This window comes from Streptomyces sp. NBC_01551 (assembly GCF_026339935.1).
Classification (GTDB): domain Bacteria; phylum Actinomycetota; class Actinomycetes; order Streptomycetales; family Streptomycetaceae; genus Streptomyces.
In genome coordinates, this window is the sequence record NZ_JAPEPX010000001.1 from 2,769,506 (window position 1) to 2,794,735 (window position 25,230).

The 25,230-nt window shown below is 72.3% G+C and carries 21 protein-coding genes; 9 read left to right on the forward strand and 12 right to left on the reverse strand.

The window, feature by feature from the left end; genetic code table 11:
• Positions 1–308: 308 nt before the first annotated feature.
• The 3 genes from OG982_RS12265 to OG982_RS12275 are packed head-to-tail and all read right to left on the reverse strand — an operon-like array spanning position 309 to position 3,628.
• Positions 309–1,280, reverse strand: a complete 972-nt coding sequence (locus OG982_RS12265; protein ID WP_266948534.1) for an acyl-CoA dehydrogenase family protein — start codon at positions 1,278–1,280, stop codon at positions 309–311.
• A gap of 6 nt (positions 1,281–1,286) precedes the next feature.
• Complete coding sequence (locus tag OG982_RS12270) at positions 1,287–2,441, reverse strand: acyl-CoA dehydrogenase (protein WP_266787446.1); 1,155 nt, start codon at positions 2,439–2,441, stop codon at positions 1,287–1,289.
• Positions 2,441–3,628, reverse strand: coding sequence for an amidohydrolase family protein (locus OG982_RS12275; RefSeq protein ID WP_266948535.1), 1,188 nt, complete (start codon positions 3,626–3,628; stop codon positions 2,441–2,443). Before OG982_RS12275 ends, OG982_RS12270 begins: the two co-directional genes overlap by 1 nt.
• A gap of 156 nt (positions 3,629–3,784) precedes the next feature.
• Here OG982_RS12275 and OG982_RS12280 point away from each other — a divergent pair, with 156 nt between their 5' ends.
• On the forward strand, positions 3,785–5,359 hold the full coding sequence (locus OG982_RS12280) for a class I adenylate-forming enzyme family protein (RefSeq protein ID WP_266787442.1): 1,575 nt from the start codon (positions 3,785–3,787) through the stop codon (positions 5,357–5,359).
• Between the two features lie 69 nt (positions 5,360–5,428).
• Here the strand turns inward: OG982_RS12280 and OG982_RS12285 are convergent, their stop codons facing one another.
• A complete protein-coding gene (locus OG982_RS12285) occupies positions 5,429–5,953 on the reverse strand; it encodes an EF-hand domain-containing protein (RefSeq protein WP_266787440.1) in 525 nt (174 codons plus the stop codon).
• 288 nt (positions 5,954–6,241) lie between these two features.
• On the opposite strand from OG982_RS12285, the gene OG982_RS12290 reads away from it, so the two are divergent.
• Both OG982_RS12290 and OG982_RS12295 read left to right on the forward strand, forming a co-directional pair.
• Positions 6,242–6,820 carry a sigma factor gene (locus tag OG982_RS12290; RefSeq protein WP_266787438.1) on the forward strand — a complete coding sequence of 193 codons (579 nt, stop codon included), beginning with the start codon at positions 6,242–6,244 and terminating at the stop codon, positions 6,818–6,820.
• Positions 6,817–8,049 carry a maleylpyruvate isomerase N-terminal domain-containing protein gene (locus OG982_RS12295; RefSeq protein WP_266787436.1) on the forward strand — a complete coding sequence of 411 codons (1,233 nt, stop codon included), beginning with the start codon at positions 6,817–6,819 and terminating at the stop codon, positions 8,047–8,049. The genes OG982_RS12290 and OG982_RS12295 overlap by 4 nt, the downstream gene beginning before the upstream one ends.
• Before the next feature lie 236 nt (positions 8,050–8,285).
• On the opposite strand, the gene purU is transcribed toward OG982_RS12295, so the two are convergent.
• A complete protein-coding gene (gene purU / locus OG982_RS12300; protein ID WP_266787434.1) occupies positions 8,286–9,161 on the reverse strand; it encodes a formyltetrahydrofolate deformylase in 876 nt (291 codons plus the stop codon).
• 14 nt (positions 9,162–9,175) lie between these two features.
• A complete protein-coding gene (locus OG982_RS12305) occupies positions 9,176–9,622 on the reverse strand; it encodes a hypothetical protein (protein ID WP_266791999.1) in 447 nt (148 codons plus the stop codon).
• A 218-nt stretch (positions 9,623–9,840) separates the two neighbouring features.
• On the opposite strand from OG982_RS12305, the gene OG982_RS12310 reads away from it, so the two are divergent.
• A complete protein-coding gene (locus OG982_RS12310) occupies positions 9,841–11,160 on the forward strand; it encodes an ABC transporter substrate-binding protein (RefSeq protein WP_266948536.1) in 1,320 nt (439 codons plus the stop codon).
• 21 nt (positions 11,161–11,181) lie between these two features.
• Here OG982_RS12310 and OG982_RS12315 read toward each other — a convergent pair whose 3' ends face one another.
• Positions 11,182–11,985 carry a hypothetical protein gene (locus OG982_RS12315; RefSeq protein WP_266787430.1) on the reverse strand — a complete coding sequence of 268 codons (804 nt, stop codon included), beginning with the start codon at positions 11,983–11,985 and terminating at the stop codon, positions 11,182–11,184.
• A 930-nt stretch (positions 11,986–12,915) separates the two neighbouring features.
• Positions 12,916–14,301: a transcriptional regulator gene (locus OG982_RS12320; protein ID WP_266948537.1), complete on the reverse strand. Its 1,386-nt coding sequence runs from the start codon at positions 14,299–14,301 to the stop codon at positions 12,916–12,918.
• A gap of 211 nt (positions 14,302–14,512) precedes the next feature.
• Between OG982_RS12320 and OG982_RS12325 the strand changes: the two genes are divergently transcribed.
• The 5 genes from OG982_RS12325 to OG982_RS12345 all read left to right on the forward strand — a co-directional run bounded on the left by OG982_RS12325 (position 14,513) and on the right by OG982_RS12345 (position 21,025).
• Entirely contained in the window at positions 14,513–15,196 is a 684-nt protein-coding gene (locus tag OG982_RS12325; protein WP_266791997.1) for a bifunctional DNA primase/polymerase, read from the forward strand.
• A gap of 137 nt (positions 15,197–15,333) precedes the next feature.
• On the forward strand, positions 15,334–16,185 hold the full coding sequence (locus OG982_RS12330) for an ABC transporter ATP-binding protein (RefSeq protein WP_266787426.1): 852 nt from the start codon (positions 15,334–15,336) through the stop codon (positions 16,183–16,185).
• On the forward strand, positions 16,182–17,816 hold the full coding sequence (locus OG982_RS12335; RefSeq protein WP_266787424.1) for a transporter: 1,635 nt from the start codon (positions 16,182–16,184) through the stop codon (positions 17,814–17,816). The genes OG982_RS12330 and OG982_RS12335 overlap by 4 nt, the downstream gene beginning before the upstream one ends.
• A gap of 280 nt (positions 17,817–18,096) precedes the next feature.
• Positions 18,097–19,245 carry a hypothetical protein gene (locus OG982_RS12340; protein WP_266787422.1) on the forward strand — a complete coding sequence of 383 codons (1,149 nt, stop codon included), beginning with the start codon at positions 18,097–18,099 and terminating at the stop codon, positions 19,243–19,245.
• Positions 19,246–19,312: 67 nt separating this feature from the next.
• Positions 19,313–21,025 carry a glycosyltransferase family 4 protein gene (locus OG982_RS12345; protein ID WP_266787420.1) on the forward strand — a complete coding sequence of 571 codons (1,713 nt, stop codon included), beginning with the start codon at positions 19,313–19,315 and terminating at the stop codon, positions 21,023–21,025.
• 90 nt (positions 21,026–21,115) lie between these two features.
• On the opposite strand, the gene OG982_RS12350 is transcribed toward OG982_RS12345, so the two are convergent.
• The 4 genes from OG982_RS12350 to OG982_RS12365 all read right to left on the reverse strand — a co-directional run bounded on the left by OG982_RS12350 (position 21,116) and on the right by OG982_RS12365 (position 25,086).
• On the reverse strand, positions 21,116–22,378 hold the full coding sequence (locus tag OG982_RS12350) for a transglycosylase family protein (protein ID WP_266787418.1): 1,263 nt from the start codon (positions 22,376–22,378) through the stop codon (positions 21,116–21,118).
• A 140-nt stretch (positions 22,379–22,518) separates the two neighbouring features.
• Positions 22,519–24,153, reverse strand: coding sequence for a CHAP domain-containing protein (locus OG982_RS12355; protein WP_266948538.1), 1,635 nt, complete (start codon positions 24,151–24,153; stop codon positions 22,519–22,521).
• A 249-nt stretch (positions 24,154–24,402) separates the two neighbouring features.
• Positions 24,403–24,567 carry a hypothetical protein gene (locus OG982_RS12360; RefSeq protein WP_266787414.1) on the reverse strand — a complete coding sequence of 55 codons (165 nt, stop codon included), beginning with the start codon at positions 24,565–24,567 and terminating at the stop codon, positions 24,403–24,405.
• A 156-nt stretch (positions 24,568–24,723) separates the two neighbouring features.
• The gene (locus OG982_RS12365; RefSeq protein ID WP_266787412.1) at positions 24,724–25,086 is read right to left on the reverse strand and encodes a hypothetical protein; all 363 of its coding nucleotides are present in this window, start codon (positions 25,084–25,086) and stop codon (positions 24,724–24,726) included.
• Positions 25,087–25,230: the final 144 nt, after the last annotated feature.

Consider the following 25,230-nt stretch of genomic DNA (forward strand, 5'->3'; position numbering starts at 1 on the left):
CGACGGAACGGGATCACGATCCGTGACCCCCTTGCGGAGCAGCATGGTTGACATACAGTCACCACAACAAGCGCTTCGGGCATATTCCAGCGCGAAGGAGTAGGCGTGGTGCATACTGCGCGACGCTCGCGCCGCTGGGCCGCTCGCATTCCCGGGAGCGTACCGGAGCAGGCCCCCGACTCCCGGCCGCAATGAGTCGGGCGAAGGACACAAACCGATATCAACTCTCTGTAATCAGACATGCGTCCCGCACCGTCCCTCCCGTAACACTGGGCGACCGCCGTCGGGCCCGAGGATGATCGTTCCCGCTACGGCGCGTCCGCATCCGCCGCGATCCGCGACAGCCCGCCCGCCGCCGGATCCGCCTCCGCCGGATCCGCCGCCAGCAGTTCCGCCGCCAGCCGCTCCTCGGCCTCCGCCGCCGTCACCCACTGCTCCGCCCGCACCCACGCCCGCTTCAGGTGCAGGTGCACGTCCGCCTCCCAGGTGAACCCCATCCCGCCGTACACCTGGAGGCAGTCCCGGGCGCCCCGTACCGCCGCCCCGTCCGCCAGCAGCTTCGCCGCCGCGATCTCCCCGGGGTCGGCCGTGACCGCCGCCGCGTACACCGCCGTACGGGCGACCTCGGCCCGCACCAGCATCCCCGCGCACAGGTGCTTGACCGCCTGGAACGCCCCGATCGGCTGCCCGAACTGCTCGCGCTCCCCCGCGTACCGCACCGCCAGCTCCACCGTCCGCAGCGCGCTCCCGAGCTGGAGCGCCGCCGTCAGCAGCGCGCCCGCGTCCCGGTGCTCCGAGACGTCCCCGCGGAGGTCCCCCGCCACCCGGTGCAGCGGGGTCAGCGGGTCCGCCGAGCGCACGGGCTCACCCGAAGGGAGTAACGGCGCGCCGAGCACCGCGTCCGCCTCCGCGAGGTACGAGACCAGTGGCCCGCCGCGTTCCCCCAGGTCGAGCGCCGTCACCACGGCCGTCCCGGCCGCCGCCCCCGGGACCACGCCGGCGGCGAGGTGCGTGGCCACCAGCGGCCCCGGCAGCAATGCCCGCCCGGCCTCCTCGAAGACGAGCACCGCCTCGGGCAGGCCCAGCCCCACCCCGCCCTCGGCCTCCGGCAGGCGCAGGGCGAAGAACCCGGCCGCGCCGAGCTCCCGCCACAGCCCCCGGTCGACCGCGGTCCCGCTGTCGACGGCCGCCCGCAGCGCCTCGCGCCCGAACCGCCCGGCGAGCAGGTCGCGCACGCCCGCGCGCAGGTCCCGCTGGTCCCGCGTCAGCTGGAAGTCCACCGCCCCTCACCGCCCCTTCGGCAGGCCGAGGATGCGCTCGGCGACGATGTTCCGCTGGATCTGCGAGGTGCCCGCCGCGATCGTGTACGAGAGGGACGAGAGCCGGTCCAGGACCCACTCCTCATCCAGCGAGAGCGAGCCCGCGCCCAGCACCTCGGCCGCGGTGTCGTACAGCTCTTGCCGCGCGTGCGAGTACGCCAGCTTGAAGACGCTGCCACCCGTGCCCGGGACCCCGCCGGACCGCTCCGACTCGCTGACGTTCCACTGCGTCAGCCTCCAGAGGGCGCCGAATTCCCCGTAAAGGCGCCCCAGTTTCCTTCGTAGGACGGGGTCGTCCCAGCGGCCGTTGGCCCGGGCGGTGCGCGCCAGCTCGGCGAGGGTGCGCCGGCAGGCGACGACCTCGCCGACGAAGGCGGTGCCCCGCTCGAAGGACAGGGTCACCATCGTGACCCGCCAGCCGTCGTTCTCCGCCCCGACCCTGTTCGCGACCGGCACCCGGACCTCGTCGAGGAACACCTCCGCGAACTCGGTCGATCCCGCGAGGGTGCGCAGGGGCCGGATCGTGACCCCGGGCGCGTCCATCGGCATGGCCAGCCAGGAGATCCCGCGGTGCTTCGCGGCGGCCGGGTCGGTGCGCACCAGCAGCTCGCACCAGTCGGCGACCTCCGCGTGCGAGGTCCAGATCTTCGACCCGGTGATCACGTAGTCGTCTCCGTCGCGCACCGCGCGGGTCCGCAGCGAGGCCAGGTCGGAGCCCGCGTCGGGCTCGCTGAACCCCTGGCACCACACCTCGTCGCCGCGCAGTACGGGCGGCAGCCAGCGCGCCCGCTGCCCGGCTGTGCCCTCGGCCGCGATGGTCGGGCCGGCGTGCAGCAGCCCGACGAAGTTCGCGCCGACGTACGGGGCGCCGGCGCGCTCCGTCTCCTCCAGGAAGATCAGGTGCTGGGTCGGGGTGGCCCCGCGCCCGCCCGCGTCGACGGGCCAGTGCAGTCCGGCGTACCCGGCGTCGTACAGCCTGCGCTGCCAGCCCAGGTCGTAGGCGCGGCGGCCGGGCCAGTCGTCGGGCGACGGCTTCGCGGGCAGCTCGGGCAGCGTCTTGCCGAGCCAGGTGCGCAGCCGGGCGCGGAAGTCCCGCTCCTCCTCGGTGTACGTCAAATCCATCAGACGAGGTCCAGGCCGAGCATCCGGATGGCGTTGCCGCGCATCAGCTTGTGGACCGTCTCGTCGTCGAGGCCCTTGACGTGGTCGAGGGCGACCTCCTTGGTGTGCGGGAAGGTCGAGTCGACGTGCGGGTAGTCGGTCTCGAAGGTGGCGTTGTCGCGGCCGACGACGTCGATCGAGGCGATGCCGTGCTTGTCGCGGAAGAAGCAGCAGAAGATCTGCCGGTAGTAGTACGTGGACGGCGGCTCGGGGATCAGGTCGCGGACCCCGCCCCAGGCGCGGTGCTCCTCCCACACGTCGTCGGCGCGCTCCAGGGCGTACGGGATCCAGCCCATCTGCCCCTCGCTGTACGCCAGCTTCAGGGTCGGGAACTTCACCAGCACCCCGCTGAACAGGAAGTCCATCATCGAGGCCATCGCGTTGTTGAAGCTGAGCGAGGCCTGCACGGCGGGCGGCGCGTCGGGCGAGGCGGCGGGCATCTGCGAGGACGAGCCGATGTGCATGTTGACGACGGTGCCGGTCTCCTGACAGACGGCGAAGAAGGCGTCCCAGTAGCCGGAGTGGATGGAGGGCAGCCCGAGGTGGGTGGGGATCTCGGAGAAGGTCACCGCCCTCACCCCGCGCGCGGCGTTGCGCCGGATCTCGGCGACGGCGAGGTCGATGTCCCAGAGCGGGATGATGCACAGCGGGATCAGCCGGCCGCCGCTGTCGCCGCACCACTCCTCGACCATCCAGTCGTTGTACGCGCGCACACAGGCGAGGGCGACCTCCTTGTCGTGGGCCTCCGCGAAGGTCTGGCCGCAAAAGCGCGGGAAGGTCGGGAAGCACAGCGACGCCTCGACGTGGTTGAGGTCCATGTCGGCGAGCCGCGCCTTGGGGTCCCAGCAGCCGCGCCGCATCTCCTCGCGGGTGATCCCCTCCAGGGTCATCTCGTCGCGGTCGAAGCCGACGGCGGCGATGTTGCGCTTGTACGGGAACTTCAGGTCCTCGTAGATCCACCAGTCGGTCGGCGGGCCGTCCGGGTCCATGGTGATCACGTACTTGCCGCCGGTGTACGCCAGCTCGCCGATGCCGGCGGTCAGCGGCTTGGGCCCGCGGTCGCGGTACCGGGCGGGCAGCCAGACGTCGAAGAGGTGCGCGGGCTCGATCACGTGGTCGTCCACGCTGATGATCCGAGGCAGTTCCATGGTGTCCCCTCGCGCAAGCGGATGGCCGATGGCTTTGGCCGACGTATCTGATGAACCGTCAGAAACAAGCTAGCTCCGCGACCCCTGGACCGACAAGCGTCGGCGCCCTACGCTCTCCGCTTGATCTGACTATCCGTCAGCTATGGGGAGGTTGGGATGCCGGACACCACGGGCACGACCGGCGCGGCGGACACCGCGCGGGAGCTGAGCGCGTCCGGGACCCTGTGGGAGCTCGTCGCCCGACGCGCCGCGCTGACCCCCGACACCCCGGTCCTCATCGAGGCGGCCGACGACCCGGCGCGGGACCGCACCCTCACCTTCGGCGGGCTGCGCGACCGCGCCGAACGCGTCGCCGCAGGCCTCCACCGCATGGGCATCCGCCCCGGCACCGTCGTCGCCTGGCAACTGCCGACCCGCATCGAGACGGTGCTGCTCTCCCTCGCGCTCGCCCGGATCGGCGCCGTCCAGTCACCGGTGATCCCCTTCTACCGGGACCGGGAGGTCGGCTTCGCGCTGCGCGAGTCCAAGGCCGAGTTCTTCGCCGTACCCGGCGTCTGGCGCGGCTACGACCACACCGCCATGGCCCGGCGGCTCGGCGCCCGGGGCGTCTTCGAGGCCTACGACTCCCTCCCGTCCGGGGACCCCGCCACCCTGCCCCCGCCGCCCGCCGACGGCACCTCGGTGCGCTGGATCTACTGGACCTCCGGCACCACCTCCGACCCCAAGGGCGTGCTGCACACCGACCGCTCCCTGATCGCCGGCGGCTCCTGCCTGGCCCACGCCCTGCGCCTCTCCCCGGCGGACGTCGGCTCGATGGCGTTCCCCTTCGCGCACATCGCCGGCCCGGACTACACGGTGATGCTGCTGCTCTACGGGTTCCCGGCGGTGCTGTTCGAGAAGTTCGCGATGCCGGACGCCCTCGACGGGTACCGCCGCCACGGGGTCACGGTCGCCGGCGGCTCCACGGCGTTCTACTCCATGTTCCTGGCCGAGCAGCGCAAGGCCCCTGGAACCCCGCTCATCCCCAGCCTCCGCCTCCTCGCGGGCGGCGGCGCCCCCAAGCCCCCGGAGATCTACCACGCGGTGGTCCGGGAGCTGGGCTGCCGGCTGACGCACGGCTACGGCATGACGGAGGTCCCGATGATCACCATGGGGGATCCGCGGGACACCCCGGAGAACCTGGCGACCACCGAGGGCCGCCCGCCGGCCGGGATGTCGATCCGCGTCACCACCCCCGACGGCGCCCCGCTGCCCGCCGGCGCGGACGGCGAGGTCCGGCTGCGCGGCGAGGCGGTCTGCCAGGGCTACCTGGACCCGGGCCAGAACGCCGACGCCTTCGACGCCGACGGCTACCTGATCACCGGCGACCTCGGCCACCTCACCGAGAGCGGGCACCTGGTCCTCACGGGCCGCAGCAAGGACGTCATCATCCGCAAGGGCGAGAACATCTCGGCGAAGGAGATCGAGGACCTCCTCCACCAGCTCCCGGGCATAGCCGACGTGGCCGTCATCGGCCTCCCCGACCCCGACCGCGGCGAACGCGTCTGCGCCGTCGTCGAACAGCCCCCGGGCGCCGCGGCCCTGACCCTGCCGCAGCTGACGGCGCACCTGCGCGCCCAGGGGCTGTCCCCGCACAAGCTCCCGGAACAGCTGGAGCTGGTGGACGCCCTGCCCCGCAACGACGCGCTGCGCAAGGTGCTCAAGTACAAGCTCCGCGAGCGCTTCGCGTAGGAGCGCGGTTCCTCCTGGCGGTCCCTCTCTGCCTTGCGCGCCTTACGCGTCCTACGCGCCTTGAGCGTCTTACGCGTCCGGGGCCTCGACGCCGCAGTAGCCCGCGAAGGCCGCCAGGATCTCGTCCTCCGAGACGTGCCCGTCGCCGTCCGCGTCCAGGGCCGCCGCCACCTGGGCGGACAGTTCCGCCGGGGTCCCGAGGACGCCCAGGACGCGCGCGACCGCCTCCGGAGACGCGCCCGCGCGGGACGCGTCGGCCGAGGTCACCGCGATCACCGCCCGCAGGAACGGGCGGGCGATCTCCGCGAACCGGTCCGGGCTGTCGCGCAGCCGCTTCGCCGCGCCCGTGATGAACTCCTCGCGGGACACCCGCTGGTCCCCGTCCACGTCCGCGATCCCGGCCATGCCCTGCCAGAACGCCTCGGCGCCGGCGAAGACGGCCTGTCCCTTGTCGGACCGGGCCGCGACGCCGAACTCGGCCAGCACGGCGCGGGCCGCCGCGCTGAAGTCCTCCCGGTCGATGGAGCCGTTCCCGTCCTGGTCGAAGGTGGCGAATCGGGAGGCGATCTTGCGCTCGTACTCTGCGCTGTCCATATTCGATGTTCCGCCTTCACGTGTGCGGTGGGTGTGGTGCCCGGTTCAAGACGAGGCTTCAAGTCAAGGCAGGAGCGTAAGGCCTCAGTGGCCTGCACGTTAAGCGAAGCGGACAAGCAGGTGGCCGCATCGAACCCGCGCACGGGAAGCGCGACGGGGCGCGTACGCGTGTGCCCATGTCCCGCCCCTAGCACGGAGGTCGGGGCTCCGGTCCGGATTCCCGCAAAACGGGCGCGATCTGTCCCGTGGCCAGTACATTCGTTGTGTCGACACACGGCTGGGGGCACTATGCCGAAGGACGTACCACCGCGCTGGGACCGCCGCATGCAGCAGCGCCTCGCCCGCGGCGAGGCCGCCGCGCTCGGGGAGCTGTACGACCGTTTCGCCTCGCTGGTGCACAGCCTGGCGCACCGGGTCCTCGGCGACGAGAAGGCCGCGGACCGGATCACCCGCGAGGTGTTCGGCTACATCTGGGAGAACCCGGACGCCTACGACCCCAAGCAGGGCTCCATGCGCTCCTGGGTCGCCCGGATCACCCAGGGCCAGGCCGTGGCCCGGCTGCGCCAGGCCGAGCTGGGGCGCGGATCCCGCGAGGACCTGGAGCGCAAGGTGGCCAGCGCCAACGCGGCGGCCCGCGCCGACTTCATCGTCACCTCCATGCCCGCGCCGCTGCGGGCCGCACTGGAACTCGCGTACTTCAAACGGCGCGACTACCGCCAGGCCGCCGCCGACCTGAAGATCAGCGAGGACGAGGCGCGGCGCCGGCTGCGGCTCGGGCTGCAACTGCTTTCGACCGCCAACGCCCTGCCCCGGGAGGACGTCGCGCCGCCCGGCTACGGCTCCTCGGGATATGGAACGCCGCGATGACGGGTCCCTCCGACGTGCCCGACGACGGATACGAGCGGCCCGGCGGCGGGACGCGGATACCGGGTCCGCGCGGGGCCGCCGACGACCTGGACCCGCGGCACGCGCCCGACCCGCTGCCCGTCGCGGCGCCGCCGACGCACACCGTGCTGAAGTCCCTGCTCGGGGCGTGGGCGCTGGCCGCGTGTTCGGCGGAGGAGACGCAGGCCGTGGAGGACCACCTGACCGAGTGCGCGCCGTGCGCGGAGGAGGCGCTGCGGCTGCGCGACGCGGTGGGGCTGCTGCACCCCGAGGACAGCCTGGACCTGAAGCCGCTGCTGCGGTCGCGGGTGCTGGAGGACTGCCTGGGCAAGCGGCCGGCGCGGATCCCGGTGCCGGTGTGGGCGAACCCGTACGACACGGAAACGGCCCGGCTGGACGCGCTGCTCCAGGACTTCGGTGACGCGGAGTGGCACACGCCGGTACGGCTGAAGTGGTTCGAGGGCGAGCAACGGCAGTCGCGCCGGACGACGGTGGCCGGGGTCATCGGGCACCTGCTGACGGTGGACGGCATGGTCGCGGCCGCGCTGGGGCTGGAGGACCCGCTGGGCCCGGACGCGCCGCAGGGCAACCCCGCGAAGCGCACGGAGCACTTCTGGAGCGCGGCGGACCGGCCGGTGACGCGGCAGGTGCGCGAGCCGTGGCGGGAGCAGGGGCACACCCTGGTCCGCACGGTGTCGTTCGCGGGCCGCGGGGTCGCGGAACTGGCGGTCGACTACGGGACGTTCGCGCTCCCGCTCGGGGACGCGTTCCTGGAGCGGGCCTTCGAGTGCTGGGTGCACGCGTGGGACATCGCGGAGGCGGTGGACTACCCGTACGACCCGCCGTCGGGGGCGGACCTGCACCGCATGATCGACCTGGCGGCGCGGCTGCTGCCGAGTGCGCTCGCGCACCGGCGCCGGGCGGGCCTGGCGGCCCCGGCCCGCGGCCTGGTGGCGGCGGGCGCGCCCGGCCGCACGCTGCACCTGGAGATCGAGGGCTCGGGCGGCGGCAGCTGGGACATCGCCCTGGACTCCCCGGCGGCGAAGCCGTCGGCGGACCACCGGGTGGCGCACATCGCGCTGGACGGCGGCGAGTTCTGCCAGCTGGCCGCGGGCCACATCTCCCCGGAGGAAGCGGCGGCCGGCCAGCAGGGCGACCGCGAAGCCATCCGCGACGTCCTCTTCGCCGCCGCCTCCCTGAGCCGCCTCTAGCCTCCGGCGCGCGGTCAGACCCGCAACCCCGGCCACGTTCAGCCCGCGACCCCGGCCACGTTCAGCCTCGCCGGCGTTTGAGGCGCGGGGTCCGGGGCAGCGCCCCGGCACCCGGCCCGCAGGCCGGGCCACGACCTGAAACGAGGGTCCCGGCGGAGCCCGGTGCCCCGGCGGAGCCGCAGTCCCTGGGGCTCCGGGTGGCCCGGTTGCGGCCCGGGGCCCGAAGGGCCGCAGGGCTAGGCGAAGACGACGGTGCGGGAGCCGTTCAGGAGGACCCGGTGTTCGCTGTGCCACTTCACGGCGCGGGCGAGCGCCTGGCACTCCACGTCGCGGCCCACCGCCACCAGCTGGTCCGGGGTGACCTCGTGCCCCACCCGCTCGACCTCCTGCTCGATGATCGGCCCCTCGTCGAGGTCCGCCGTCACGTAGTGCGCGGTCGCGCCGATCAGCTTCACGCCCCGCGCATGCGCCTGGTGGTACGGCTTCGCGCCCTTGAAGCTCGGCAGGAACGAGTGGTGGATGTTGATGATCCGCCCGCTCAGCTCCTTGCACAGGGTGTCCGACAGCACCTGCATGTACCGCGCGAGCACCACCAGCTCGACGTTCTCCTCGCGCACCAGCTCCAGCAGCCGCGCCTCCGCCGCCGCCTTCGTGTCCTTCGTCACCGGAATGTGCACGAACGGGATCCCGTACGAGCCGACGAGCTCCTCGAAGTCCGTGTGGTTGGAGACGACCGCCGCGACCTCCACCGGCAGCGCCCCGATGCTCGCCCGGAACAGCAGGTCGTTCAGGCAGTGCCCGAACTTCGACACCATCAGGACGATCCGCATCCGCTCGTCGGAGCGGTGCAGTTCCCAGTCCATCCGGAACGAGTCGCCGATCGCCGCGAAACTGGCCCGCAGCTTTTCCAGCGTCACCGGCGCCTCCGCCGAGAAGTGCACCCGCATGAAGAACAGGCCGGTGTCGTGATCGCCGAACTGACGGCTGTCCTCGATGTTGCATCCGGTCATGAACAGGTAACTGGACACGGCATGCACGATGCCCTGCTTGTCGGGGCAGGACAGGGTGAGAACGTACTGCTGGGGGGCCTGGGGCTGCGGGTCATCGCTCATGACCCCACAGCCTTTCACACCGCGCGGGTGAGGATTCTCAGGGCTTCCAGCGACCGCGGCCGTTCGTCCGGGTCGTCCCCGTCCGCGACCGCCAGCCGTACGTGTGCCTCGCGTGCCGCACGCACCGCCTCGGGCCACGCGTGGTGCTCCAGGTACGTGGACACGGGCGCGTCCGGACCGACCTGGTGCAGGATCCGCAGCACGCGCAGGACCGCCAGGTCGACGAGGGCCGCCTCCTGGGAGTCCCGGAAGATCGTGCCGACGTATTTGTCGGCGGACCAGCTGTCGAGCCAGGTGTCCTCGACGAGCCGGTACACGGCGTCGGTGACGTCTCCGTACCCCGCGGCGCCGGCCAGCCAGGTGTCCTCCTGGAACTCCGGGGCGGAAAGCATGTGCAGCGCCGAGCGCACGTTGCCGCGCCAGCGCCACCACGGCATGTCGTTGAGGGGCATGCCGCCCATGGTGGAGGAGCGGCCACCACGACGGGAAGGGTTCTTCGAACCTTGGGCGATTGTCACGCTTTCGATCGTACGTTCCGGCAATTAGTGATCTTCAGGCAGCTCTCCGTGATCGTCCGGGGCGTCGCGACCGCCCCCTCCCCGGCAGTTCACCTGGAAGTCACCGAATGTTGTGTACACCTCAGGCTCCAGTTACCCGCGGGGCGGAAGGGTGCTGGGACATGACCGATTGGCGACGCGCAGCATCCCTGTCCCGCACCTTCCTGGCCACGGCGGTGGGCGCGTGTCTCGCCGTCGGATGCGGAGTCATCCCCGGAGGCTCGGGAGACTCCGCCGGCACCCTCACGGTCATGACCTTCGCCCCCGAGGGCACGAAGGCGACCAACATGCCCGGAATGCCCGCCATGGCCAAGGCGTACGAGCGCTGGGTCAACTCCAAGGGCGGCATCAACGGCCACAAGCTCCGGGTCCTGACCTGCAACGAGCGCAACACCCCGAACGGCGCCGCCGACTGCGCCCGCCAGGCCATCGCCGAGAAGGCGATCGCGGTCGTCGGCTCGTACAGCCAGCACGGCCGCGCCTTCATGGCCCCGCTGGAGGCCGAGGGAATCCCCTTCATAGGCGGCTACGGAGTCTCCTCCGAGGAGTTCCAGAGCACCCTCTCCTACCCCGTCAACGGCGGCCAGCCCGTCCTCCTCGCCGGCGCCGGACACCAGCTCGGGCGCGCCTGCGGCCAGGTGGCCATCGTCCGCCCGGACACCCTCGCCGGGGACTCGATGCCCGTGCTGCTCAACGCGGGCCTGAAGGCCAACAAGATGGGCGAGGCCTCCGACATCCGCGCCGCCGAGGACACCGCCGACTTCTCCTCGCAGGCCTCGGAGGCCCTGGCCGACACGGGCGGCGGGTCAGCCGGAACCAGCGTCAAGGACAAGGAGAAGGACAAGGACAAGGCGAAGGGCTGCGTCACCGCCGTGCTCGGCGAGCGCACCGAGACGTTCTTCGACGCCTTCCGCCGCGCCGCCGACGACAAGCAGCGCAAGCCGCAGATCTCCTCCGTCCTCGGCAGCGTCAGCCAGGCCCTGGTGAACCGGACCGGCGGCAAGGAGAGCCCCTTCGAGGGCTCGTACCTGACCAGCTGGTACCCCGTCGCCTCGGATCCGCTGTGGGAGCCGATGCGGAAGGTGATCTCCGAGCACTCCTTCGGCGACGACGGCGTGGACCCGGACGACAGCGGCGCGCAGACCACCTGGATCGCGTACACGGTGCTGAACGAGGTCGTGAAGCGGTTCGAGAAGGGCGAGGACATCACTGCGCGGAAGGTCGCGCGGATGCTGAACCAGTCCGAGAAGATCGCGACCGGCGGCCTCACCCCGGACCTGTCCTGGCGCTACCAGGACATGCGCGCCGTCGCCGGATTCCCGCGCATCGTGAACGGGCAGGTCACGTTCCAGATCGTCCAGGCCGGCCGGCTCGTGGCGCAGCCGGGCGAGGAGTCCATGGACATGACCCCGACCCTGGAGCAGGCGCCGCGCGCGGCGTAGTGGGCGCGCGGCGGCCGCTCGTCAGAGCTGGGACTTGTCCCGCTTGGTGAGGCCGTGCTTGGCCGCGATCGTGTTCCACATGGTCGCGGCCGACTCCTTGGCCCGGGTGGCCTCGCCGCTGGCCCGGTTGCCGGCGGCAGCGTTGGCGGTCGGCTTGGCCTGACCGTCCTTGCAGTTCTTCTTGCCGTCGTCGATGTCGTCGGCCCAGGCCGCGTAGCTGTTGTCGGCGTCGGCCGAGGACTGCCAGGCCTTGGTGAGGGCGGCGGACAGCTTGGCGTTGTTGGGGAGCTTGTCGAGCTTGAGCTCCTGGAGCCGGGTGACGAGCTCCTCGCGCTGGCGGGCGGCGTCGTGCAGGTCGTCGGCCGCGCCGTCGAGGTTGCGGCAGCCCTTGATGTCGTCGACGGCCTTGATCACCGAGGCGCGGCTGTCGTTGCTGTCGGCGAGGAGCTTGTCGAGCTGGACGGCCTGGGGGCGGGCCGGGTCGACCGGGGCCTCTCCGCCGGCCGCGGCGGAGCCGTTGGAGCTGGTGGGGGCGGCGGGGGCGGCGCCGGGGTCGGTGTTCTGCGGCTTGTTGTCACTGAGCAGCGCGCCGACGCCGAGCCCGACGACGGCGAGCCCGACGACGACGGCCCCGATGATCGCGGGCGAAACCGACCGCCGGGGCGGCTCGTACCCGCCGGGGGGCGGGGGCGGGGGCCGCAGCGCCGGCGCCGGGGAAGCGTGGACCTGCGGCGGCTGCCGCGTGTGCGCGGCAGCGGCTGCGCCGTCGCTGCGGAACAGCCCGTCGAACCCCTCGGCGGCGTTGGGCGCGGGGCCGGGGGGCACGGGGGGTATGTACTGAGTGGCCGCCTCACCGTGCGCCGGAACGGGCGGGATGTACTGAGTGGCGGCGTCACCATGCGCCGGAACGGGCGGAATGAACTGCGTGGCGGCGTCACCGTGCGCCGGAACGGGCGGAATGAACTGCGTGGCGGCGTCACCATGTCCCACAACGGGCGGAATGTACTGAGTAGCCGCATCACCGTGCGCCGAAACAGGCGGAATGAACTGAGTGGCGGCGTCACCATGCGCCGGAACCGGCGGTATGTACTGGGTGACGGCCTCGGGCAGGGGCGGGTACCCGTACCCGTGCGGGTCCCCGGGGCCCTCGAAGCCGGGGCCGACGACATGTCCGGGCTCGGGTGCGGGCTGCGGGTACCCGTACCCCGGCTGCCCCCACGGCTCACCGCCCTGCGGGACGCCAGGCTGCGGGGCGCGGTGCTGGCCGCTTCCCTGTCCGCTCTCCGACACCGGGACTCCTTCTCCGACTCGCCCGAACCTTCGGAACCGTCGGGTCACGCTACCCGGTCAGCACCACCCCCGGCAGCCCGCACCCCGTTGACCTCTCCCCGCCCCGCCCTTCCACCGTTCCCTGGGCTCCGCCCAGACCCGCGCCTCAAACGCCGGCGGGGCTGGAAGGGACGGCGGGGCCGGAGCCGAGGGGGTGGGGGTGGGGCGGGGTGTTGTCCGGGACGTAAAACGTGATTTGTGGCGCGCAGCACCGCCACACGACGACAGCTCCCGAACAGGCGCCATAAATCATGCAGTCCCGGACAACACCCCGCCCCACCCCCACCCCCGTCTCACCTCACCCCGCCCCGCAGGACCGCCCCGCAGGACCGCCCCACCGAGGCCACCCCGCAGGACCGCCCCACCGAGGCCACGCCCTGCGGGGGCGCCGGGCCGTCCTGGGCTGCGGCCCGGCCAGGGCATCGGCTACGCCACCGACGCAGTCTCCAGGCGGGCGCCGAATTCCCGGACCGCCGCCTCCTCCCGGTACGGCTCCAGGCGGGTGCGGAAGTCGTCCAGGTATTCCGCACCCCGGCGCGAGCGGAGGGAGTTCAGGAGGTCCGCCGCCTTCGTCGCCGTCTGGCACGCCTGTTCCACCTCCCGCTGCTGCACCCGCGCCGCCGCCAGCAGCAGCAGCCCGATCGCCCGGCGCCGCGCCTTCGTCTCCGGCAGGCCCCGCAACGCCTCCTCCGCCCGCCGCGCCGCCGCGTCCGCCTGGCCCAGGTCCCGGTGGCAGTGCGCCAGCTCGTCCGCGAGGTACGCCGTGTCGAAATGCCGGATCCACACCGGGTCGTCCCCCGATTCCGGTTCCGCCCGCTCCAGCGCCGTCACGGCCCGCCCCGCCAGCACCGCCGTCGCCCGGTTGTCGCCCAGCAGCGCGTGCCCCCGCGCCTCCGCCGCGTAGAACATCGCCTCCACCCGCGGCGTGACCTGCCCTCTCGTGCCCTCCTGCGCGGCCCGCGCCAGCTGCGCGATCTCCCGCGGGTTGCCCAGCTCCGCCGCCAGGTGACTCATCGAGGCCGCGAGCACGTACCCCCCGTACGCCCGGTCGCCCGCCGCCTGCGCCAGCCGCAGCGCCTGGATGTAGTACCGCTGCGCCAGCCCCGGCTGCCCGGTGTCGACGGCCATGTACCCGGCCAGTTCCGTCAGCCGCGCCACCGCCGCGAACAGCGCCCGCCCGACCGGCTCCCGGTACGAGCCGCCGATCAGCCCGGACACCACGGAGTTGAGGTAGTGCACGACGACGGGCCGCACGTGCCCGCTGCCGAACCGGTGGTCGAGGTCCTTGAGCGCCTCCGTGGTGGCCATCACGGCCTCCACGTCCGACATCCCGACGCGCGCGCCCCCGCTGCGGGCCACCTGCGCGTCCGCCCCGGTGATCAGCCAGTCGCGGCTCGGCTCGACGAGCGCCGACGAGGCCACGCTCGACCCCGTCAGGAAGTCGCGCCGGCCCACGTCGCTGCGCCACAGCTCGCAGACCTGCTCGATGGCGCCGATGACGGTCGGGGAGAACTGCAGGCCGACGCCGGAGGCGAGGTTCTTGCCGTTGGCCATGCCGATCTCGTCGATGGTGACGGTCCGGCCGAGTTTGCGCCCGAGCGCCTCGGCGATGATGCCGGGAGCCCGGCCGCGTGGCTGCTGGCCGCGCAGCCAGCGGGCCACGGAGGTCTTGTCGTAGCGGAGATCGAGGCCGTGCTCGGCCCCGCACATGTTCACGCGCCGGGCGAGCCCGGCGTTGGAGCACCCGGCTTCCTGGATGAGCGCCTGAAGCCGTTCATTCGGCTGGCGCGCGACGAGAGGCCTGGCTGCCATGAAAACCCCCTGAGGCCGCGGGTGAGCGTTGGAATGATCACTTCCCGCCTGATGTGCGGAGAATCTTCCCCTCTGCGTGGTGTCGCTACCCAAGCCCGGCGCCCCGGCCTTCCACGCGCCCCCGTCCATGCATCGATGCGCCCCGTGTGCAGGATCGATGCTCCGCCCACGGGCCGGTTTACGCCCGTAACCCCCGGTGACCGCGAGAGTTGTGAAGGGCGTGGAAGAGACCATCGGAGTCACGGAGACCGCACCCATCCCCAAGCAGCGCGGCGAGCAGCTGCTGGACCATGCCGTGCGGTACGCGGAAGAACGGCACTGGGACGTCTTCGCCGGCACCTGGCTGGAGCCGGGCGACGGGCGGGAGCTGTGTTCCTGCGGGGCGGAGGACTGCCCCGCGCCCGGCGCCCACCCGGCCGTGAAGGACTGGCAGGCGCTGGCTTCCGGCAGCGCGGTGCAGGTCCGGCGGATCTGGGGGAAGCAGCCGGGCGCCTCGATCCTGCTGCCGACCGGCCGGACCTTCGATGCGATCGACGTGCCGGACTCCGCCGGTTTCCTGGCGCTGGCGCGGCTGCACCGGATGAACCGCACCGTCGGTCCGGTCACGCTCACGCCCGACCACCGCATGCTGTTCTTCGTCCTGCCCGGCGCCGGGGCCAAACTGCCCGACCTGGTGCGCAAGCTCGGCTGGTCGCCGTCCGCACTGGACCTGGTCGCGCGCAGCGAGGGGCAGTACGTGGCCGCTCCCCCGACCCGTTACGGCGGCCGGGGCTCGGTGCAGTGGGCGCAGGCCCCGACGGCCGCGAACCGGTGGCTGCCGGACGTGGAGGAGCTGATCGACGGGCTCGCGTACGCCTGCGGCCGCGACGCGGCGGAGGCCCGCTCCCGCACGTAGCCATGATCCTGAGCTGGACGTTCGTACCCGCGAGTTCATGACATTCGTAACTGCTCAGACCCTTTCCCCGCCTCCTATCGTGAGGAACGCAGGAACGTAGGACCTACGCCTACGGGGACACAGGGAGAGGCGGGCGCATGCCGGACCAGGGTGATGCGGCGGGCTGGACGGACGGGGCGGTAGAGGCGGACGGGGCGCGACCGGCGCCATCCGCCGCCCCCGCCGTGCGGGTCGAGGGGCTGTGGAAGCGGTTCGGCGAGCAGGTGGCCGTCTCGGGGATCGATCTGGAGCTGCCGGCCGGGCAGTTCATCGGCCTCGTCGGGCCGAACGGGGCGGGCAAGACGACGACGCTGTCGATGGTGACGGGGCTGCTGCGCCCGGACATGGGGCGGGTCTTCGTCGCCGGGCACGACGTCTGGGCGGACCCGGCCGAGGTGAAGTCCCGGATCGGGGTGCTGCCGGAGGGGCTGCGGCTGTTCGAGCGGCTGTCGGGCCGCGAACTCCTCGGGTACATGGGCCGGCTGCGGGGGCTGCCGGGCGAGGAGACGGACAAGCGGGCCACGCAGCTGCTGGACGTTCTGGACCTCGCGGGCGCGCAGCACAAGCTGGTCGTGGACTACTCGACGGGCATGCGCAAGAAGATCGGCCTGGCGGCCGCGCTGCTGCACAACCCGCAAGTGCTTTTCCTAGACGAGCCGTTCGAGGGCGTGGACCCGGTGTCGGCGCAGACCATCCGCGGGGTGCTGGAGCGCTACACCTCCTCCGGTGCCACGGTCGTCTTCTCCTCCCACGTGATGGAGCTCGTCGAGTCGCTGTGCGACTGGGTGGCCGTGATGGCCGCCGGCCGGATCCGCGCGGCGGGCCCGCTGGCCGCCGTACGGGGGGACGCGCCCTCTCTGCAGGCCGCGTTCCTGGAGCTGGTCGGCGCGCAGGGCCGGGACTCGGGCGACTCCCTGGAGTGGCTCGGCGGCGGGGCGGCCGCGCGATGAGCACCCTCGCACCCGGGCAGGCACGGGGCGCCTCGCTGACCCCGGTCTTCGTCCGCCTCAAGCTGTCGCTGATCAAGAACGGGCTGAAGGGCTCCTCGAAGCGCAAGGCCGCCTACGTCTCCAGCCTCGTCTTCGCGCTGGTGGTCGGCTTCTTCGTCACGCTGGGCCTGGCGATGCTGCACGGGAACGCCCATGCCGGGACGGTCGTCGTCCTGCTGGCGGCGCTCCTCGCGCTGGGCTGGGCCTTCGTGCCCCTGTTCTTCCCGTCGGGGGACGAGACCCTCGACCCGAGCCGGCTCGTCATGCTGCCGCTGCGGCCGCGGCCGCTGGTGCGGGCCCTGTTCGCGTCCTCACTGGTCGGCATCGGCCCGCTGTTCACGCTCTGCCTGGCGGCCGGGTCGGCCATCGCGGTGGCCCGGGGTCCGGTCGGCGCGCTGGCCGCGGTGCTTGCCGCGCCGCTGCTGCTGCTGGGCTGCGTGGCGCTCGCCCGCGCGGTGGCCACGGCGAACATCCGGCTGCTGACCAGCCGCAAGGGGCGCGACCTGGCGGTGCTCAGCGGCCTGCTGATCGCGGTGGGCGGGCAGGCCGTCAACTTCGGCAGCCAGCGCCTGTTCCAGAACGGCGGCCTGGCGCAGCTGGAGCCCGCCGAGGCGGTGGTGCGCTGGCTGCCGCCCGCGACCGCCGTCGGCATGGTGGACTCGGCGAGCGAGGGCTCGTACGGGGTGGCCGCGGCCCAGCTGGTCCTGACGCTGGCGGCACTGGCGGCGCTGCTGTGGTCCTGGGAGCGCAGCCTGACCAAACTGATGGTCACCCCTGACGGCTCGACGATCGCGGCCTCGGGGCCGGGCACGTCGAAGAAGGCGGCGCGGGAGGGCGGCGCCGGGGGCTTCTGGTCGCTGATGCCGGGCGGCCGCACGGGCGCGGCCATGCAGCGCACGCTGCGCTACGCGGTGCGGGATCCGAAGACCAAGTCGGCGTGGGTGACAGCGCTGGCGATCGGGATGATCGTCCCCGTCGCCAACGCCGTCCAGGGCACCGGCTCGATGTACCTGGCCTGTTTCGGCGCGGGCATGCTCGGCGTCCAGATGTACAACCAGTTCGGGCAGGACACCTCGGCGTTCTGGATGGTCGCGCAGACCGTGTCGACCCCGCGCGACGCGTTCGTCGAACTCCGCGCCCGGGCCTACGCCCTGGCTCTGGTCACCGTCCCGTACACGCTGCTGGTCACGGTGGTCACGGCCGCGCTCGTCGGCGACTGGCGGGACTTCCCGGCGGCGACGGGGCTGGCGCTGGCGCTGCTGGGCTCGATGCTGTGCACGGGCGCGCTGGCCTCAGCCCGCTTCCCGTACTCCATCCCGTCCGAGGGCGCCTTCAAGAACGTCGCGCCGGGTCAGGCCGGGCTCGCCTGGATCGGCATCTTCGGCGGCATGTTCGCGTCGGCGCTGATCTGTTCGCCGGTGATCGCGCTGACGGTCTACGCGGACGGGCCGGGCCGGGAGTCCCTCGGCCTGCTGATGCTCCCGCTGGGTGCCGCCTGGGGCGCCCTGGCCACCTGGACGGGCCTGCGCCTGGCGGCCCCGACGGTGGCGCGCAAGCTGCCGGAGATCCTCCTGGCGGTCAGCAAGGGCTGAGCGGGCCGCGTCCCGTCGCGGGCGCGGAGGCGGGTGAGGGGCGGCTGTCCGGCGGTGACCGGACACCCGCCCTTTCCGTTTCCCTCCACCTGAACGGGCCTCTCGTGATCCGGTCCGGGGACCGCCGACGGGCCCGGTCGGCGAACTCGCGGGCCTGGCACACTCGTCGGCCCGGCTCCCGCGGTCGGGCGGGACGGCAGGCCGAGCGGTATTCACCGGCCGTGTCTTCACCACGATGTGAGAACGTGGGTGAGTTGATCAGTCGTGAAGGAGAGCCGAGATGAGCGGCCAGATGACCCTTGCCGACGCGTACGACGCCGTCTACTCGGCGGCGTCGCGGATGATGTGGGTACAAGAGAACCGCCTGTGGCGCCAGGACAGCCTGGGCGGGGGCTGGCCGGAGGAGCGTCGGCAGGCCTGGCGGGAGTTGGAGGCGTCGCTGAGCGTCTCCGAGCAGGGACTGGAGCCTCAGGAGGGTGAACCGTCCGATCCCACGCGGCATTTGATCTCCCGCCGGGCCGCGGGGCCGGTCGACCGGCCGGTCACGTTCCCGGAGGCGGTCGCGGAGTGGCAGGCCCGGATGGCCGGGGATCCCGGTCCGTACGAGCCGCGGATGGAACCGTACCCGGACGACTACCTGGTGCCGGGGCGGGCGGTGGTCGTCCCTGAGAACCACATGCTGGCCCTGACCGGCCCCTTCCAGGACCTGGCCCACCGGCTGGCCCCGGGGCGGCCCCCGGTGACGATCACCGGGGACACGGCGGAGCTCAGCCGGCTGGTGCATGAGGCCGCCGACGGGCTGCGGGAGGCGCTGGGGGCCCGCGTGCCGACTCCGCACCCCACGGGTGCGGTCAGCGTGGCGCGCGTGTCCCACCGGCCGTCCGATGTGGACGACTTGCAGGCGCGGTACGACGCCCTGGCCCGGGCGGCCTGGCGCGCGTCGGAGAACGTGCCCACCTTGCAGGACATCCGGGAGTCCGGGGACTTCTCGTTCCACCCTGCCGCGTCGAAGGCCGCTCGAGACCTTCAGGACCTTCTGGCCGGGCAGTCGGGTGTGTTCTGGCAGGAGGAACACGATCTGATCGACCCACGCGTGCACACGGTCTCGGGAGTGGACTGGCCCGAGGGCCAGCCGGTCGCCACGTTGATCGCAGCCGAGGCCGAGAGCTTCGGGCGGAGCGTCGCGGCGGGGCTGAGGCCGAGTGCCCCGCGGCCCGGCCAGCGCCGTTTCTACCGCGAGAAGGGAGAGGTGGAGAACGTCGCAATCTCTGCCGTACGGGCGGGAATCCTGGCGGAGATCCTGGACGAGTACGCCGCGAGGATCCACCCGGGAGCGGTGTCCGGCACCATGCACTTCTCCGCTTACGACCTGACGGAGTTCCTCACATCAGGAATCGGCCGCGAGCTGCGGGAAACCGTCGGCTTCTGACACGGGACACATGATGGCTGAGGAATACGGGGGATCGGTGTCGGAGCCGAGGTACAACATTCTCGTCGTGTCGGACAACAGCGGCAGGGGCGAGGGGGGTGTGGAGGTCTTCAACCAGGAACTGGCCGAGGCTCTCGCCCGTCACCACAACGTCACGCTGTTCACGGCCAACCCCGAGATGCCCCAGCACGAGGGCATTCAGAAGGTGGTGACGACACAGCCACCCATGCTCGATCTCGGGCCGGGGGTGGAAGGCGAGCCGGAGCAAATGGAGCGGCGGGACTGGATCAAGTACCTCGCCGGCCAGGAACCGAGGCAGTACGGGCTCGAGGATCCGGCGAGCAAGCCGTACGACATCATCGTCGCGCACTCGCGCTTCTCGGGACCGGCCGCCGTCGAGCTGCGCGAGAACTGGTACCGGGACGCGCGCGTGGTGCACTTCCTGCACACGAGCCCCGAACGGCTCCCCTATGTGAAGGGGTTCACGCCCGAGAAGGCCGAATACAAGGCCGTCAGGGACTCGTCGATCGAACGTGCCGCGATGGGGCGTGCGGACGTCGTGGCCGGAGTCGGTCCTCTCCTGTCGGAAGTGAGCAGGGAGCTCTCCGCGCAGGGCGTGAACGTTCCGCACTCCCACGAGGTCATGCCGGGCACCAGGGTTCAGGATCCGGTGGTGCACGACCCCGCGCCGGAGAGGCTGAACCTCCTGGTCATGGGGCGGGTCGACGACCCCCTCAAGGGCGTGGCGGACGCCGCAAAGGCAGTGAAGCTGCTGAACGAGGCCGGCACCCCTGTCCATCTCACCGTCCGCGGCATCCCCACGGACCGGATGCAGGCCGAACTGGCCAATCTCGGCAGGCTCACCGGTGGCAACGTCACGGTCAAGCCCCGTACGAGCAGCATGGACGAGATCAATGAGGACATCCGGGGCTCGCACGCGGTGATCATGCCCTCGAAGCACGAGGGTTTCGGGATGGTCGCGCCCGAAGGGCTGGCGCACGGTGTTCCCGTACTGGTCAACGAGGAGAGCGGCGCCGCCCGGTTCCTCCAGGATCCGGATCGTGTGCCGCCGGAGATCGGCGGACCGTGCGTGGTGGCCGAGCCCACCGACGGCACCAGCCGTGCCGAGGCCTGGGCCAAGGCGATCGGTGGGCTGTACCAGGACCTCCCGCAGCGCCAGGCCGGCGCGCTGCACCTGCGGGAGACGCTGCAGGAGTACACGTGGGACCACGCTGCGGAAGCCACGGTCGAGGCGGCGATGAGCCAGCCGCCGCTGACCCGGCGGGACCCGCGGTCACTGCTCACCGCGCAGGAACGGGACGCGGCCCGCACGGTCCAGGGGCCGAACGGGCAGTTGCTCAGGCCCGAGGCGCCGGAGCAGGCGCCACAGACGCCGGAACGGGCCGGGCCCGAGATCAGCGCGCAGCGGGACGGACCGGAACAAGCACCACAGGCGCCTCAGGCACCACAGACGCCCCAGCAGGCCGGGCCCGAGACCGCTGCGCAGCCGGAGGCGCCGGCGCAGGACAGTCCTGCGCCCGAACCACCGGTGCCGGCATGGCAGGCGGGCTTCATCCGCAACCGGTCCAAGGCCGCTAGCCCCCGCGCCGCCACTCCCCCGGAGAGCTCGGCGCCGACGTGGCAGGCGGGCTTCACCCGCAAACAGCGCGGTACCGCGTCCCCGGGGCGCGGTGCGGGAGAGGGCGGTACGGGGCGGGGAACCGGGCACCAGCCGCCACCCCCCGAGCTGCCGGGTCCCAGCGGCGGAGTCGAACTGTGACGTGACCTGACCTACCGCCCCGGGCAATGCCGGACAGGCCGGCCTCCGCTCCCGGTGGGGAGAGGGGGCCGGCCTGTCCGGTGAGCCGGGTCAGGAGGCGGTGGGGATCTTCGTGGTGAAGGCGGTCGGGACGCTGACCACGTCGTCGAAGCTGAGCTTGCCGGCACCGAACTGGTCGGCAGTCATGGCCTTCTTCTTGCCGCCCGTGACCTGCCACACCGTGTTGCTGTCCGGGGAGAGGAGCATCGTGCCGTCCACCGGGGCGGCCTGCGCCGCCGCCGACTTCAGCCAGGTGCCCGGGGCGCCCTCCAGCGGACGCTTGTCGTAGCCGAAGGCCGTGAAGTCGGCGTACGTCAGCGGGACCGCGACGCCGCCGGCCATCACGTAGACGGTGGCGTCGGCACCCGAGACGTCCTTGACGATCGAGCCGTTGGCGACCTGCTTGCCGACGGTGGAAGCCAGCCAGTCACTCGGAACACCCATCAGCGAGCGCTTGTCGTAGCCGTTCGCCGTCCACTCGGAGGCCGAGATGAACACGGCCGCGCCGTTGAGCATCACGTAGCGGGACGGGTCCGTGCCCGACTGGTCCATGAGCACGCGGCCGTTGGTCACGCTGCGCTGGACGGCGCCCTTCAGCCAGGCCGTCGGAACGCCCATGTCGGGGCGGGTGTTGTAGCCGTCGGCCGTCCAGTCGGCGGCGGAGATCGGGAGGGCCGCGCCGTCGATCACGACGTAGCGGCCGGCGCCGCCCGCCTGGTCGTGGACCACCGTGCCGGCCGGGGGCGAGGTCGGCAGGCCGTTGAACGCCGCGTTGTCCACGAGCACGATCTTGCTCAGGTCGTACTTGTCGGGGGTGACGTCGGAGGCCGCGACCGGGACGCCGGCGCCGCTGATCATGACCTTGACGTCCGGGCCGTTCGGGGACTTCACGAGCGTGCCGGCGGGCAGGGTGGAGGGGTCCGGGTAGGACGGGGCGCTCGGGTACGGGTTGGCGTGGTCGGCGCCGAGACCGGCGGCGGGGCCGCAGGACGGCCAGGCACCCTGGCCCTGGCCGGCCAGGATCTTCTCGCCCGTCAGGATCTGCTGCTGCTTCGTCGCCTGGTGGGGGTACGCGGCGTACTGCGTGCCGCCGAAGGCGCGCCAGGTCGACATCGAGATCTGGAGGCCGCCGTAGTAGCCGTTGCCGGTGTTGATGCTCCAGTTGCCGCTGGCCTCGCACTGGGCGACCTTGTCCCAGGTCGAGACGGAGGCGGCCGAGGCGCCGGTGCTCGTCAGGAGCGGGGCGGCGACGGCGAGGAGGGCGGTGGCGGTGACGGCGAGGACGGAGTTCTTGCGGGCGGCGACGGAGCGCATCGGGGTTTCCTTCGGGCGGCGGGGCGGGGCGGGGGCGGCGGGCCGGGCGGGCCGGTCCGAGCCGCCCGGCCGGCGGGGCCGGGCGGCTCGGGGGTGGTGCTCAGGAGGCGGTGCTCAGGTGGTGCTCAGGCGACCGGTGCTCAAGAGGCGGTCGGGATCTTCGCCGTGAAGGCGGTCGGGACGCTGACCACGTCGTCGAAGCTGAGCTTGCCGGCACCGAACTGGTCGGCAGTCATGGCCTTCTTCTTGCCGCCCGTGACCTGCCACACCGTGTTGCTGTCCGGGGAGAGGAGCATCGTGCCGTCCACCGGGGCGGCCTGCGCCGCCGCCGACTTCAGCCAGGTGCCCGGGGCGCCCTCCAGCGGACGCTTGTCGTAGCCGAAGGCCGTGAAGTCGGCGTACGTCAGCGGGACCGCGACGCCGCCGGCCATCACGTAGACGGTGGCGTCGGCACCCGAGACGTCCTTGACGATCGAGCCGTTGGCGACCTTCTTGCCGACGGTGGAAGCCAGCCAGTCACCCGGGACGCCCATCAGGGTGCGCTTGTCGTAGCCGTTGGCCGTCCACTCGGCGCCCGAGATCGGCACGGCCGCGCCGTTGAGCATGGCGTAGCGGGACGGGTCCGTGCCCGACTGGTCCATGAGCACGTTGTCGTTCGAGGGGGACTTGGCGATCGCGGCCTTCAGCCACTGGGCCGGGACACCCATCAGGGTCTGCTCGTTGTACTTGTCCTCGGTCCACTCGGCGCCCGAGATGTGCAGGGCAGCGCCGTCGACCATCACGTAGCGGGACGGGTCGGTGCCGGTCTGGTCCATGACCACGATGCCGGTCGGCACGGTGCGCTGCGCGGCGGCCTTCAGCCAGGCGGTCGGGACGCCCATGTCGGCGCGGTTGTTGTAGCCGGCGGCGGTCCAGTCCTCGGCGCCGATCAGCAGGGCGGCGTCGTCGATCATGACGTAGCGGGCGTTGCCGCCGGCCTGGTCGTGGACCACGGTGCCAGCGGGCGGGGCGCTGGGCAGGGCCCGGAACGCGGTGTCGTCGACCGTGACGACCTTGCTGAGGTCGTACTTGTCGGGGGTGACGTCGGAGGCCGCCACCGGAACACCGGATCCGGCGATCATCACCTTGACGTCGGGACCGCTCGGCGACTTCACCAGAGTGCCGGCCGGCAGCGAGGCGGGGTTGGGGTAGCTGGGCGTCGAGGTGCCGGCCGGGGAGATGTAGCCGCTGATGCGCTGGCCCCAGGGGGAGGAGCCGACGCTCCACTTGGTGGTGGAGTAGGTGCTGACGTGGCCCGGGTAGCCGCCCTGGTTGCCGCCGGTGATGGTGACCGTGTTGCCGGAGACGCCGGTGACGACGGCCACGTGGTCGGCGTAGTCGCTGCCGTTGTAGTTGTAGACGACGGCGTCGCCGACGTGCGGGGTGTTGGACAGCGTCCCGTACTTCTTGCCGTAGTCCATGAAGCTCGCCGCCCGGTCGTCCAGGGTGCCGAGGCCCGTGACCCCGTTGCGTGCCCAGACCCAGCCGGCGAAGTCGGCGCACCAGGCGTGGGTCCTGGTGGTGCCGCCGCGGCAGCTGCTGCTCTGGTTGGGACCGCCGACGTAACCGCCGTGGGCACAGGCGCCGTTGCCGTTCTCGGCCTGGGCGGTGGACGAGATGCCGTCCGTGAGCGGCGAGGCTCCGGCCGGGGAGATGGCGACCGTGGTCAGCGCGGTCACGGCCAGGGCCGAGGCGGAGGTGAGGCGGATGGCGATGGTCTTGAGGTTGCGGGACATGGCGAAGCTCCTGAAGGCGAGGAAGGAAGTCTGAGAGCGCCGCGGTGACGGTGTCGGTGACGTGACGGTGTCGGTGACCGTCCGCGGGCGGGCCTGATCGAGGCCGAAGGGGTCGAGCTGCGCCGTGGCACGTGGACGGCTGCCCTGCAGGAGCAGCTGTCAGACGCTGGGCCGGTCGGCGCGGGTGGGGCGAGGCGCGGTGGAGCGAAGGCTCGGTGGAGCGAAAGGGCCGCTGCGGCGGCGGGGCGGCTACTCCCAGGCAGTGGTGTTCTTGCCGGTCGGGGCGGTCTCCCAGGCGGTGGTGGCGGAGACGTGGCTGCTCTGGCCGGCGGTGTGGGCCGTCAGGGCGGGGGTGATGGCGGCGAGGGCAAGGGTGGTGACCGCGGCGGCCTTGACGAGGCGGGTGCGAAGCATGGCAGTGGTCCTTTGCGAGAGCTGGAACGGAAGGGGTGGTCGTCCGGATTCGCGTCCCGCGGTGACGTCTCATCCGGTGGTGCCGGCCGGGTTTCCGTGTTGCTCCCTGCTGGCGATCACTACTTTCGTCGCAGGTCAGAGCGGTTGGAAGGGGGTTCAGATGGACGGAAGCGGCCCTGACCCGATCCGGCCAGCGGGGCCGGAAGGGGACAGCAGCAGCCGCTCGTAGTACGGCGTGACCAGGGGTGCCCCGACCCGGGTGAGCGTCCAGCCGCGCAGCGCGGGCACCACGTCGAGGGCGCGCCGACAGAGCGCCTCCGCGCGGCGCTCCGCCTCCCCGAGGCTGTCGGCGAGCAGGAAGACGCCCACGACGGGGTCGGGCAAGGCGTGCGGATGCGCGGAGACGTGCTCGGCGGGGAGGCCGTCGGCGTCGGCGACCGAGCGAATCAACTCGGCTGCGGCAACGGGGAATTGGGCGCCGGGCGCGGAAGCCCGGAGGCCGGCGTGAACGAGGTACATGAACCCCAGCCTGGCGAATGCCGCCCGTCTCGCGAAGGCCCCGAAGGTGGACACTTCGGGCCCTGGACGGAACCGTCCACCTCATGGTCCGCAAGGCTCCCGCGTGCGATGATCTGACCGACTTCGATCAATACGGCACACACC